Annotated in this window: 10 protein-coding genes; 5 read left to right on the forward strand and 5 right to left on the reverse strand. The window is 68.1% G+C overall.

Annotation, left to right across the window (positions count from 1 at the left end):
• Nucleotides 1-3 precede the first annotated feature (3 nt).
• Nucleotides 4-783 (forward strand): HAD-IIA family hydrolase, encoded by a 780-nt coding sequence (locus NL112_RS14715; RefSeq protein WP_255149601.1) that lies wholly within the window; start codon nt 4-6, stop codon nt 781-783.
• On the opposite strand, the gene NL112_RS14720 is transcribed toward NL112_RS14715, so the two are convergent.
• Complete coding sequence (locus NL112_RS14720; RefSeq protein WP_255149602.1) at nt 784-3,636, reverse strand: penicillin acylase family protein; 2,853 nt, start codon at nt 3,634-3,636, stop codon at nt 784-786.
• A gap of 266 nt (nt 3,637-3,902) precedes the next feature.
• Between NL112_RS14720 and NL112_RS14725 the strand changes: the two genes are divergently transcribed.
• Nucleotides 3,903-4,067, forward strand: a complete 165-nt coding sequence (locus NL112_RS14725; protein WP_255149603.1) for a hypothetical protein — start codon at nt 3,903-3,905, stop codon at nt 4,065-4,067.
• A 39-nt stretch (nt 4,068-4,106) separates the two neighbouring features.
• Nucleotides 4,107-5,354, forward strand: a complete 1,248-nt coding sequence (gene rbcL, locus NL112_RS14730; RefSeq protein ID WP_255149604.1) for a type III ribulose-bisphosphate carboxylase — start codon at nt 4,107-4,109, stop codon at nt 5,352-5,354.
• Nucleotides 5,355-5,366: 12 nt separating this feature from the next.
• On the opposite strand, the gene NL112_RS14735 is transcribed toward rbcL, so the two are convergent.
• Both NL112_RS14735 and NL112_RS14740 read right to left on the reverse strand, forming a co-directional pair.
• The gene (locus tag NL112_RS14735; protein ID WP_255149605.1) at nt 5,367-6,011 is read right to left on the reverse strand and encodes a TMEM175 family protein; all 645 of its coding nucleotides are present in this window, start codon (nt 6,009-6,011) and stop codon (nt 5,367-5,369) included.
• Nucleotides 6,012-6,059: 48 nt separating this feature from the next.
• Entirely contained in the window at nt 6,060-7,850 is a 1,791-nt protein-coding gene (locus NL112_RS14740; RefSeq protein ID WP_255149606.1) for an acyl-CoA dehydrogenase family protein, read from the reverse strand.
• 144 nt (nt 7,851-7,994) lie between these two features.
• On the opposite strand from NL112_RS14740, the gene NL112_RS14745 reads away from it, so the two are divergent.
• Nucleotides 7,995-8,801: an enoyl-CoA hydratase/isomerase family protein gene (locus tag NL112_RS14745; protein ID WP_255149607.1), complete on the forward strand. Its 807-nt coding sequence runs from the start codon at nt 7,995-7,997 to the stop codon at nt 8,799-8,801.
• A gap of 36 nt (nt 8,802-8,837) precedes the next feature.
• A complete protein-coding gene (locus tag NL112_RS14750) occupies nt 8,838-9,722 on the forward strand; it encodes a beta-keto acid cleavage family enzyme (protein ID WP_255149608.1) in 885 nt (294 codons plus the stop codon).
• Here NL112_RS14750 and NL112_RS14755 read toward each other — a convergent pair whose 3' ends face one another.
• Entirely contained in the window at nt 9,723-11,000 is a 1,278-nt protein-coding gene (locus tag NL112_RS14755; RefSeq protein ID WP_255149609.1) for an MFS transporter, read from the reverse strand.
• Nucleotides 11,001-11,181: 181 nt separating this feature from the next.
• Nucleotides 11,182-12,348 (reverse strand): acyl-CoA dehydrogenase family protein, encoded by a 1,167-nt coding sequence (locus NL112_RS14760; RefSeq protein WP_255149610.1) that lies wholly within the window; start codon nt 12,346-12,348, stop codon nt 11,182-11,184.
• Between the last annotated feature and the right edge of the window lie 151 nt (nt 12,349-12,499).

Consider the following 12,499-nt stretch of genomic DNA (forward strand, 5'->3'; position numbering starts at 1 on the left):
CGCATGAACGTCAGCGGCGTCGTCGTCGACCTCGACGGAACCGTGTACCGCGGCGACGAGCCGATAGCGGGGGCCGTCGACGCTATCGCCCGGTTGCGCGACCGGGGGCTGGGCGTGCTGTTCGTGACGAACAACCCGACGCGCTCCAGCGAGGCGTACGTCGAACGACTCGCGGCGTTCGGCGTCGACGCGACCACGGAGGAGGTGCTCCCCGCCGGCGAGGTGACCGCACAGTTCCTCGCGGACCGCCACGCCGAGGACGACGTGTTCTGCATCGGCTCGTCGGGGTTACGCGAGCAGTTGCACGACCACGGGGTCGTCCCCGTAACGGACCCCGACGACGCGGACGTGGCCGTCACCTCGCACACGTACGGGTTCGACTACGAGGCCCTGACCGAGGGGCTGTGGGCGCTCGACGCCGCCGACCGGTTCTACGGGACCGACCCGGACCTGACGTATCCGGACTCCGACGGCCGCCGCTACCCCGGGTCGGGCGCCATCACGCGGGCCGTCGCGGGCGTCGCACAGCGGGAACCGGACCGCGTGCTCGGCAAGCCTTCCGACGTGATGGTCGAGTTGGCGTGCGAGCGGCTCCACTGCCGGCCCGAGGAGACGCTCGTCGTCGGCGACGGCCTGGACACAGACATCGCGTTCGGTGCCCGCGCGGGGATGTGGACGGCGCTCGTGTTATCCGGGCGGACGAGCAGAGCCGACGCGGACGGCGCCTCGCCGGAACCCGACCACGTCGTCGAGTCGCTGAGCGACGTGCTCGACCTGCTGTAGCTACCTGAGCCTGTCGAGCACCGAATCGAGGGCGTCCTCGGCGCTCTCCGTCGGTCCGCCGTCCGTCGACTCGTCGCTTGTCTGGTCGTCCGACGCATCGTCGCCCGTCGCGGACGACGAGCCGGCTGGCGATGCGGGCGGCGCTGGCGTCTCCGGCAGGTCCGGCACCCGGTCGGCGACGAGGCGGGCCGGCAGGTCACGTCCGGGTTCGATGGGAACGTTCTCCAGGGCCGGTATCGCCCGGAGCGTGGTCGTCTCGACGGCGACCGACTCCACCTGTTCGCGGGTGATGGGGTGGGGCTTGTAGTCGAAGTTGGCGTACAGTTCCAGTTGCTCGTCGACGCGGTCAGGTTCGTTCTGCTGGCCCGAGAGGAAGCCGACGAGTTCGTCCGCGCTGACGTGCCCGGAGTTCGACGGCGGCAGGGCGTCGCCGGAGACGTCCGCGATGGCGCGGCCCGTCTCGTCGAGCCCCTCGCCGATGGCGACGGCGTGCTGGTACGTCGCGCGGTTCACCATGTCGATGGCCTCGCCCTGCACGGCGCCGATGACCCGGAACCGCGATTTGTGTTCCGGGCGGGTCCAGTCGGCGGGGTCGTCGCTGTCGAACCGCTCGGAGAGCGTGTCCGCCGCCAACAGCATCGCGTTCCGGATGGCGCGCTCGCGTGGCTCGTCGAACCACTCGTAGCTGGTGTCGCCGTCCAGCGCGTCGAGGAAGGTCACGTCGTCGCTGGCGTTGCCGTGGTCGCTGGCGTGCCGGCTCTGGTCCGGTTGCCACTTGGGGTCGTAGTTGCGCGGCCCGAGTTCGTCGCCGAACACCCCCTCCTGAAGCTCCGCCCGGACCTCCTCCCAGATGGCGAGGCCCGCGTACACGTACTCGTCGCGTGCGCTCGCGCTCGCGTCGCCGTTGAGCTCGCTCTCGTTGCCGTCGTCCCACTCGCAGTAGCTGTCGGCCCACCGCTGGAGCTCCTCGCCCATCGCCTGGAGCGTCTCGTCGGGGGCGTCCGCGGCGTCGATGAAGTGGTCGACGGACTCGTTGGCCGTCGAGTCGTGTTTCGCCGCCAGTTCCACTATCGCCTTCATGTCGTCGATTGAGAGGCTCCCGCCGGTCTCGGCGAGCTTCTGCTCGACGAAGTGGACGAGCACCTCGACGCGGTGGTGGCTCCCCCAGTTCTGCTCGCCGTCGCCGGCGCGCCACCCCGCGGCGGGGCCGTTGTTCCAGTTCGTGTAGTAGCCCGTCGACGGGTTGCGGTCGTGGGTGTCGAGCCCCAGCCCCGTCCGCATCCGCGTCCAGTAGTGGCCGTCGCTGGGCTGGGGGAACCGCAGGTCGAACTCGGGGTTGCGGTCCGGCACCTTCCCCGTGTGGATGAACGCGATGTTGCTCTCCTCTTCGTCGGGGTCGTACTCGACGACGTGGAAGTTGAACGTGAACGGGAACTCCGATATCTTCCCCTCGAACTCGTCGAGGTCGTTCGCGCGCCCGACCTCGGCCCACTGGAACGCGCCGCCGAGCACGTCGTAGCGCGTGGTGTTCCGCTGGACGAACGCGACGTTCTCCTCCGGATTCCACGCGACGACGGGCATCTCGTCGCCGTCCTGCTCGATGCGCGCGACCTCCTGCTCGACCACCCGCGTCCCGGGGCTCCCGCCGACCGCGCCGCCGACGGGCGAGGCCTCGTGGACGACCGTCTCCGTCTCCATCTCGTACCACTCGCCGTCCCACTTGTAGCGGTGCCTGTCGTCGGGGTCGAGTTCGACCGCGACGGTGTCTATCTGGTCGTCGCGACCGGAGGTGACCGTCCACGCCAGGTTCTCGGTCCGGCCGATGACGATGGACGGGGCACCGACGACGCCCATGCCGGTGGCGTCGAAGCCGGCGCCGTGGAGGCCGACCTCGTACGGGATGGGCGGCTTGAAGTAGCCCATCTGCGGGCCGCCCGACAGCATCGGCTTGCCGGTGTCCGTGTGGTCGCCGTCGACGACGAGCGCGTTCGAGCCCCACTTGAACCCGTCCATGATGCCGAAGCCGGTGGGGACGCCGTTCGCGAGGTCGCCCGGAAGCTCGATGTCGGTCTCGATGCCCCACGTTTCGGTGTTTCCGGCCGCGCGGATGAACCGCAACTGCTCGTCGGACACCTCGTCGTAGTCGAGGACCGTCTCGCCGCCCTCCACCCTCTTGTCGGTCTCCGGAATCGTCGTGTAGTGGTCCTCGGTCGTCTCCAGCCAGTTGAGGTCGCCGTACGCCCCCCACGCCTCCCGCTCGGAGCCGAGCGACTCCGCGAGCTGGAGGAACGTCTTGGCGTTGCCGAGTTCGCTCCCGCCGCTGACCCCGAACACGCCGATGAGGTAGTTCATACAGGCGATGGAGTCGGTCGGCTCCCACGGCTCCGGTGGGTGGCCGAGGGCGGCGAACACGCCCGGCAGGTTCCCCTGCGCGGCCATCTCGGTCATCCGACGGTTGACGCCGTCCGCGAACCCGCGGAGCATCTCGCTGGCCGTCTCGGAGGCGTCGTCCCACTGCTCCTGGAGAGCGTTCGGACCGTAGAGGTCCCGGCGAACCTGGATGTCGGAGGGGAGTTGCGCCGGCCCCAGCAGTTTCGCGGAGTTGCCGCGGCCGATGTGTCGGATGACGTCCATCTGGAACAGGCGGTCACGGGCCTGCACGTAGCCGTTGCCGAAGCCGAGCGCGTACAGGGAGTCCGCGTAGACGTGGCTCTCGTCGTACTCGTCGGTCAGTATCTCTATCTCCGCGAGCGGGTCGTTCGCGCCGCCGAGGCTCCGGCCCGAGGCCGTCCCCACGACGCCGGTGGCGGCCGCGCTCCCGACCAGCCCCTGGATGAACTCGCGTCGCTCCATGAACTACCCCGTCGTTCACGGTTCTACAGGATACCCGTTCTGCCGTCGATGAGGGGGCGTACAAGTGGGAGAACGGACGAATCGACGCCTCTACCCGTCGATATCCGGCCGTTTTTGAGTGCGTGGGGCGGCCGACGACCGTCCGGGTGCGCACCGGTCGAAGCGGTCGTGGCAGGCGCAACCTGGTAGGTAGGCGCCGGAGCCATATAATGGTGTGTGTTAGCGTCTGACAAAGGCTTATGCCCCCTGGGATGCGTTCCTCAGATATGGAGTTCGACGACTCTGCGTACGACTACGGGGGCATCGACACCGACGGCGGCCTGGGGGACGACGAGCCCCCGGAGGGCTGTGAGCACGGCACCGACGCGGTCATCGTCGACGGCGACGCGATGACCTACCGCAGTTACGAACGTGCAAGCGAGCCGGAGTGACCCGAACGCCCAATAGGGGGCGCGTCGAAGCCCTGGGGCATGGGAATCGAGTACGACGACTTCCTCGACGAGTCGTACACGCCAGCCAGCGACGACCTCGTCTGTGAGTTCCGGCTCGAACCCGGCGAGGGGATGGACCTCGAAGCCGCGGCCGCCCGCGTCGCCAGCGAGTCCTCCAACGGCACCTGGGCCGCGCTCGACGTCGACGCCGACGTCTCGCGGCTCTCCGCGATGGCCTACGACCTGCAGGAGGACGGCACCGTCCGGGTCGCGTACCCGGACCCGCTGTTCGAACCCAGGAGCCTGCCGCAGATACTCTCCTGTATCGCGGGCAACATCCTGGGGATGAAGGCCGTCGACAGCATCCGCCTCGTGGACTGCGAGTGGCCGGAACCGCTGGCCACCTCCTTTCCCGGCCCGCAGTTCGGGAGCGACGTGCTGACCGAGAAACTGGACGCCGGCGGCCGCCCCGGACTGGCGACGGTCCCGAAGCCGAAGGTCGGCCTGCCGACCGAGGAACACGCCCGCGTCGGCTACGAGGCCTGGACCGGCGGCGTCGACCTGCTGAAGGACGACGAGAACCTCACCGACCAGAACTTCAACCCGTTCGAGCGCCGGGTCACCCAGTCGTTCGAGATGCGCGACCGCGCCGAATCCGAGACGGGCGAGCGGAAGGACTACCTCGTCAACATCACCGCCGAGACCGACGAGATGGTCCGCCGCGCCGAGTACGTCGACGACCACGGCGGCGGGTTCGTCATGGTCGACATCATCACCGCCGGCTGGTCGGCGCTCCAGACGGTGCGGCGCCGCACCGAGGACCTCGACCTCGCCATCCACGCCCACCGCGCGATGCACGCGGCGTTCGACCGCCTCGACCACCACGGCGTCTCGATGCGCTGTCTCGCGCAGTTCTCGCGGCTGGCGGGCGTCGACCACCTCCACACCGGCACCGTCGGCCTCGGCAAACTGGCGAACGAGGACACCGTCGGCATCAACGACTGGCTCAAGTCGGACCTCTACGGGATGACCGACGTGTTGCCGGTCGCCTCCGGCGGCCTGCACCCGGGCATCGTCGACACCCTGCTCGACCACACCGGTCCCGAGGTGATGGTGCAGGCTGGCGGCGGCATCCACGGCCACCCCGACGGGACGAAGGCCGGCGCGCAGGCGCTCCGTGCGGCGGTCGACGCGTGGACGGACGGGGAATCGCTCGACGCCCGGGCGGAGGACGTCCCCGCACTGCGGACGGCGCTCGACAAGTGGGGCACCGAGTCGCCACGGTAGCGCGGCCGGCCGTTACGGGCTCGCGCCGTCCGCCGTCTCGATGCTCTCGACGAGCCGCGAGTTCAGCGTCGCCGTGATGGGAACGAGCAGGAGCCAGCTGAGCATCGCCCACGACGGGTCGACCGCGGCGACGACTATCGAGAGAAGGAACACGATGGGCGAGGCCAGAAACCGGGCCGCCTGAATTCCGACCAGCCGCGAGGTGAGTCCCGCTTCGAGCAACCGTTTGCGCGAAGCGTACAGCCAGAGCACCGCGAGCGAGAGGCCGGTGAGTGCGAGCAGTGCGGCGATGAACGACACGCCGAGCTGGTCGGGGTACGTGCTGAACACGCTGGCCCCGTAGGGGACGAACGCGACGAACAGCAAGAACAGCAGGTTCAGCCAGAGGACGCCCTGGTCGTGCTCCTCGATGTGGACGAACACTCGCCGGTGGAGAATCCAGTAGTTCCCGACGACGAGGAAGCCCACCACGTAGCCGACGAACGGCACCCACTGGTCGAAGACGACGGCCTGGATGCGCGCCGTCTCCGTGCCCAGCGGCGCCTCGGGTACAGTGATTTCGAGCACCAGCAGCGTGATTGCGATGGCGATGACGCCGTCCGAGAGTGCGAGCAGTCGGTCGGTCTCCGCGGCCTCGCGCTGGAACGAGAGGGCCATGATGCGTGGCTACGTCGCCATCCATCAACAGTGTGAGCCCCGTGGAGCTCAGTCGTCGGCGGGCGCCAGTTCGCTCTCCAGTTCCGCCGGGTCGACCCGGCCGTAGCGGGCGATAGCGTCGAACCCCGCCATCCCGGAGCGGTCGCCGCTGGTGACGCCGTACGCCTCGTCGGAGCCGAACCGGTCATTGACGAAGAACTCCGCGACCAGGGCCTTCCGCGCGTCGTCGTCCTCGTCGATGTTGGTCTGGGCCTCGTCGAGCAGGACGGCGGCCGTCACCACGTCGAAGAGGAGGTCGGCCAGCCGTTTGGCGTGGTACTGGGCGTACTCCTCGTCCTCGCTGGCCATCGTGAGGAGCGCCTCCTGGAGTTCGGCGAACCGCTCGTCCACGTCGTCCGCGAGGTCGGCGAGGAACGGGTGGTCCACGTCTAGCAAGTCGCGGACGTGCGGCAGGAGCGCCTCGTGGGCGGCCTCCCGGTTGAGGACCCGGAGCACGTCGAGCGAGAGGATGTTCGAGGTGCCCTCCCAGATGGGAAGCACCTGCGCGTCCCGAAGGAGCTGTTCGGTCGTCCAGCCGTTGACGTAGCCGTTGCCCCCGAGCACCTCCATCGCGTAGGAGGCCGTGTCGACGGCCATCCGCGCGGTCTTGTACTTGGCGACGGGGACGAGCAGTCGCATCAGTTTGAACGCCGTCTCGGGGTCTGGGGCGTCCTCGCGGGGGGAGTCCGCGCGCATATACTGGTCGTAGAACTTCGTCGCCTCGAACGTGAACGCCGCCGCGGCCTCGTAGTCGACGGTCATCTCCACGAGGTCCCGCTGCATCAACGGGTACTCCTGGATGGTCTCGCCGAACGCCTCGCGGTTCGCCGCCCGGACCTTCGCTTCGACGAGCGAGCGACCCATGTTGCCGACGGCGCCGGTGGCGTTCGTCAGCCGCTCGAAGTTCATCATCTCGGCCATCGCCCGGAACCCCTCGCCCTCCTCGCCGACGAGATACGCCTCCGCGCCCCGGAACTCGATTTCGCCCGTCGGGACGTTCTTCGTGCCGAGTTTGTCCTTCAGCCGTCGGAACAGCGAGTCGTTCAACTCGCCGTCCGGTTTCACGCGGGGGACGAGGAACAGCGACAGCCCTTCGGTGCCGTCGGGTGCGTCGGGTGTGCGAGCCAGCGCCAGCGCACCCTGTGCGTCGATGTTCGAGCAGAACCACTTCTCGCCGTACAGTTCGTACGTGCCGTCGCTTTGCGGTTCCGCCCGCACCTCGTTTGCGCCCACGTCCGAGCCACCCTGCTTCTCGGTGAGGAACATCGCGCCCTCGATGTGGTCGTCGAGTTCGGCGGCCGTGAGCCCCTGGAAGTAGTCGTCGAGACTCCCGTCGTCGAACTTCTCGAGGACGATGGCCGCGCCGGTGGTCATCGACGCCGGGCAGACGAACCCCGCGCCCACGAACGACAGCAGGGTCTGCTGGGTCAGCGTGTGGACGAGCCCGACCGGTTCGTCTCGGTCCGGCGGCGCGTGGAATGCGTCGTGGGTCAAGCGGAACTCCTCGTAGGCGGTGCGTTCGAGTTCCTCTATCTCCGCCGGATACTTCACCTCGTTGCGCACCTCTCCGTGCCGGTCGTACGTGCGCAGTTCCATTCCGGTCCGGTCGGCCTCGGCGGCGGCGTCCGCGAGTCGGTGGCCGGTGGCGTGACCGAGTTCGGAGAGGTCGGCCTCGGCCCACGCGAACTCCTCGTCGGGGTAGACGCGCTCGGCCTCGCCACGGAGCGTCGGGTCGAGGTCCCAGTAGTTGCAGTCGCGTCCCCGCTCGAAAGCGCCGAAGTCGATGGGGTCCGTCGCCATGTCGTACTCTGTTGCTGTGGCCCGCAATCAACGTTCGGTTCGACCCACCGACAACTTCCAGCGCGACTTTCCTCGTTCAACGAGTTTCTCGTTTTACCCGTTCCAAAAGAGGCTTCATGTGGGGGTGTCACGCTCCCCGTACGTATGGTATCCGGCGACGAACTCACGAACGAGGACCTCGCCGTCGATGTCGCCGACGACGGGCTCGTGATACGGGCGACCATCGACCGCGCGGACCAGCGCAACGCCTTGAACGACAACGTCATCGGCGGCCTCGAGGAGGTGCTGGCGGCCGCCGACGGGGGTGACGCCCGCGTCGTCGTGATTCGCGGCGCCGGCGGCACGTTCTGTGCCGGCGGCGACATCAAGAGCATGGCCGGCAACATCGGCCAGGGCCCGATGGCCTACCGCGAGGGCTTTTCGGGGATGGCGACGCTCATCGAGGAAATCGTGGACACGAACGCGCTCGTCGTCGCCGCCGTCGAGGGGTACTGTCTCGCCGGCGGGATGGGCCTCGCGGCCGCGTGCGACGTGATTCTCTCCTCGGACGAGGCCACCTTCGGCACGCCCGAGACGGACATCGGCCTGTTCCCGGCGCAGGCCTTGGTTCCCATCATGCGGACGGTCAACGAGAAGCAGGCGCTCCACCTGCTTTTCACCGGTGAACACATCGACGCCGACGAGGCGTACGACATCGGCTTCGCCACGGACGTGGTCGACGCCGACGCCTTCGAGGACGAACTCGACGAGTTGGTCGACTCGCTGGCGAACTCCTCGCCGGTGATGATAGAGATGGGGAAGCAGGCGTACTACGACCAGCGGGACATGTCGTTCGACGGGGCCCTCTCGCACATGAAGGAGGTCATCTCGCTCATCGCGATGAGCGACGACACCGAGGAGGGCATCAACTCGTTCCTGATGGACGAGGAACCCGACTGGAAGGGCCGATAGCACAGCATCTGACCGACATCCACCGATACCACACCCATGCAACAGGACTCAGTCAAGGGGAACGACCCCGACAAGGCAATCATCTCGGCAGCGCTCACCGGCGCGCTCACGACGCGCGACCAGTGTGAACACATCCCGTACACGCCCGAAGAGATAGCGGAGGACGCCGCACAGGCCCGCGAGAACGGTGCGGCCGTCGCGCACATCCACGCGCGCACGGAGAACGGCTCTCCCACGTTCGACGAGGAGGTGTACCAGGAGATATACGACGAGGTTCGCGACCGGACGGACATCCTCATCAACTTCTCGACGGGCGCGCTCCACGAACCCGCCGAGTCGCGCATCGAGTACGTGAAGGGCGTCGAACCGGACATCGCGGCGCTCAACATGGGTTCGATGAACTACTCGAAGTACTCCGACTCGCGGGACGACTTCGTGTTCGACATGGTGTTCGAGAACCCGTTCGGCGAGATTCGGGACATGCTTCAGGCGATGAACGACGCCGGTGTGAAGCCCGAACTGGAGTGTTTCGACACCGGACACATCGGCAACATCCGACCGTTCCTCAAATCCGGGGAACTCGAACATCCCATCCACTTCTCGCTCATCATGGGCGTGCTCGGCGGTATCCCCGCCAGCATCGAGAACCTCGCGCATCAGGTGCGCCAGCTACCCGACGACGCCAACTGGCAGGTCATCGGCATCTCCCGCGACCAGTGGGAACTCGTCGGCGGCGCGCTCTCGATGGGCGGGAACGTCCGCGTCGGCCTCGAGGACAACTTCTACAAACCGAACGGGGAGATGGGCACGAACCCCGAACTCGTCGCGGAGGCCGCGGACCTCGCGGCGAAGGTCGGTCGCGACACCGCGACGCCCGCTGAAGCGGCCGAGATAATGGAGATAGACGCGCCGCACCTGTAGTCAGTCGTCGACGGCCGCGGTCGCGTCCTCCCGGTCGCTCCCGGCGTGGCGGCCGTCGAGACGGAGTCTCCCCACGAGCGCCAGCCCCGCGAGCACCGGCACCGCGACGAACATCGCGGACGCCTCGACGCCGTAGACGGACAGCACCTGCGCGCCGACGACGCTGGCGGCGACGGCGCCCACCTGCGACAGCGAGAGGATGACGCCGGCCATCGTTCCCACGTGCGCGGCCTCGATGTCCGCGAGTTCGCCCGGCAGGAGATAGAACATCGCGTTGAGGCCGCCCCCGAACAGGCCGGCGACGGCCATCCCGAGCACGAACGCCGGCAAGGAGGGCGCGAACCCGGTGAGCAGAATCCCACCCGAGAGGCCGACGATGCCCATGTTGAGCCCGAGGCGTCGGCTGTACCGGTCCGAGAGCACGGGGAGTCCGACGGCGCCGACGGTGGCGAGATACAGCGGCGTCCCCAGCACGACTTCGGGGACGGCGTAGGCGTGGGCGTCAGCGAACTCGGGGAGGACCGCCAGCGAGCCGAGGATGGCCCAGAACGCCAGCGCCGACAGCGCGACCGCCCACGGCGTCGACGGCGACCGCATGACCGCCGGCAACGACTCCCGCAACGGGACCCGCTCGTCGGTGGTGAACGCGGCGCCGGTGTCGGGGTTCCGCGGCCGCTCCTCGCCGCGCGGTGAGCGCACGAGCAGGAGCCACAGCAGGCCCGCCGCGGCTGTCAGCCCGCCGTACAGCATGAACACCGCCTGCCACGTCCCGAGCGTTCCGAGCGCGACCCCGGCCGACAGCGACAGCGCTAGCCCCGACGCGAGCGTGTTGCCCGACATGAGGATTCCCTGTCCGAGTCCGAGCTGGCCGCTCGGGAACCACTCGGTGACGACCTTGATGAGGTTGGGATTGACGAGCCCCATCCCGACGGCGGCGACGACGCTGACGAGTAGCTGGCCCGCCAGCGACGGCACGGCGAACCGCAGGACCGTGGCCGCGCCCGCGAGCACCGCGCCGAGACCGACGACGAACCGGACGGGGTACTTGTCGCCGAGCGCGCCGCCGGGCAACTGGGTGAAGACGAGGCCGAAACTGATGGCCGCGTACACCGCGACGACCCGCTGCCAGGGCGTCCTCAGGTCGGGCGCCATCGCCTGCTTCAGCGGCGGCACGGCCTGCCAGATGAGCGCGATGCAGGTCGCGTGGACGAGGAACGCCACGAGGAGCACCACCCACCGATAGCGGACGCCGCCCTCCGTTCGCGGGGGCCCGGCCATACTGCGAGAGGTTCACACGCACGGGTAAAACTTGCCCCGGGTATCTCCGAGTACTGAACACGTCGAGCGGCGGTGGTTTCGCCGTCGAGCATCCGCGAGAGCGGAGCGAGCCGCCGGGCTTTTTCGTGCAGATTTTTTGCGCGAGCGGTCGCCGCAGGCGACCCGAGCGGAAAAAGGTGCGTCAGTAGGAGCGTTCCATCCCGAGTTCGTGTTCGCCGATGTAGTTGAGCACCATCTCGTTGGAGACGGGGGCCGTCTGTGTGAGCCGGAGGTTCTGCCAGATGTCGTACACCTCGTACTCGCGGGTGAACCCGTTGCCGCCGTGGGCCTGAATCGCTCGGTCCGCCGCCTCGGTGCCGAACCGCGAGGTGAGCAGTTTGGCGGCGTTGGCCTCCATCCCGCAGTCCTCGTCCTCGTCCCACTTCTTGGCGGCCTTGTAGGTGACCTCGCGGGCCGCCGTGAGTTTCGCGTACGACTCCGCGATGGGGTGCTGAATGCCCTGGTGGGAACTGATGGGAGCGCCGAACACCTCCCGCTCGTTGGCGTACTCGACGGCGAGGTCCACGGCCCGCAGACCGCCACCGAGCGCGGAGGCGGCGCCGCCGATACGCTCGGTGTTGAGCGTGTCCCACAGCAGGTAGAGGCCGCCGTCGACCGCACCGAGCACGTCCGACTCGGAGACGTGGAGGTCGTCGTAGTGGACCTGGTACTGTTTCTCGAACCACGGAACCGTCGTGTCGAGTTCCGACAGCGAGACGGCCTCGCGTTCGGCGGGGTCGTCCACGAGGAACAGCGTGACACCGTGGGTCGGGTTCGAGGGGTCGAACTCCGAGGTGCGGGCGACCAGAAGCATCGTGTCGGCGTTCTCGACGCCCGAGATGAACGTCTTCTCGCCGTTCACGAGCCAGCCGTCCTCCGTCTCCTCGGCGCGGGTGTCGATGTTGAGCGTGTTCGTGCCCGCACGCGGCTCGGTCAGCGCCATGCAGAAGCGCATGTCTCCGTCCGCTATCTTCGGGAGATACTCCTGTTTCTGCTGTTCGCTCCCGTGGCGGGTGATGCCGATGCCGCCGAACACGGGCGTCAGGACGAACACGATGCCTCCCTGGCCGCCGCCCCGGGATAGCTCCTCGATGATGATAGTCATCTCCAGCATCCCCATACCCTCGCCGCCGTACTCCTCAGGGATGGCGACCCCGAGCCAGCCGTCGTCCGCGAGCGCCTGCCAGTACTCCGTCGGGAACTCCTCCTCGTCGACGTGCTCTCGCCAGTACTCGCGGTCGAAGTCGCCCGCGATGTCGCGTACCGACTCGCGGATCATGTCGTGCAGTTCGGTCTCGCCGAGTGCCATGCCCCGTGTTGTACACACCCGCGGTTAGAGTTTTCTGCCGCAGATTCGCGGCCCGGGACCGACCCGGTGCCCCGAGAGAACCGCCCTGACCCATAGATATTTGCCCCATCGCGGAAAACAGCACGGCACACGCGCGCCGAGAAACTCTAAA

The sequence above is a fragment of the Halorarius halobius genome, assembly GCF_024298865.1.
In the GTDB taxonomy this organism is placed as follows: Archaea; Halobacteriota; Halobacteria; order Halobacteriales; family Haloarculaceae; genus Halorarius; species Halorarius halobius.

Coding starts and splice junctions, on each gene's coding strand:
- NL112_RS14750 (WP_255149608.1), top strand. CDS start 8,838: ATGCAACAGGACTCAGTCAAGGGGAACGACCCCGACAAGGCAATCATC.
- NL112_RS14720 (WP_255149602.1), bottom strand. CDS start 3,636: ATGGAGCGACGCGAGTTCATCCAGGGGCTGGTCGGGAGCGCGGCCGCC.
- NL112_RS14735 (WP_255149605.1), bottom strand. CDS start 6,011: ATGGCCCTCTCGTTCCAGCGCGAGGCCGCGGAGACCGACCGACTGCTC.
- NL112_RS14740 (WP_255149606.1), bottom strand. CDS start 7,850: ATGGCGACGGACCCCATCGACTTCGGCGCTTTCGAGCGGGGACGCGAC.
- NL112_RS14755 (WP_255149609.1), bottom strand. CDS start 11,000: ATGGCCGGGCCCCCGCGAACGGAGGGCGGCGTCCGCTATCGGTGGGTG.
- NL112_RS14725 (WP_255149603.1), top strand. CDS start 3,903: ATGGAGTTCGACGACTCTGCGTACGACTACGGGGGCATCGACACCGAC.
- rbcL (WP_255149604.1), top strand. CDS start 4,107: ATGGGAATCGAGTACGACGACTTCCTCGACGAGTCGTACACGCCAGCC.
- NL112_RS14760 (WP_255149610.1), bottom strand. CDS start 12,348: ATGGCACTCGGCGAGACCGAACTGCACGACATGATCCGCGAGTCGGTA.
- NL112_RS14745 (WP_255149607.1), top strand. CDS start 7,995: ATGGTATCCGGCGACGAACTCACGAACGAGGACCTCGCCGTCGATGTC.
- NL112_RS14715 (WP_255149601.1), top strand. CDS start 4: ATGAACGTCAGCGGCGTCGTCGTCGACCTCGACGGAACCGTGTACCGC.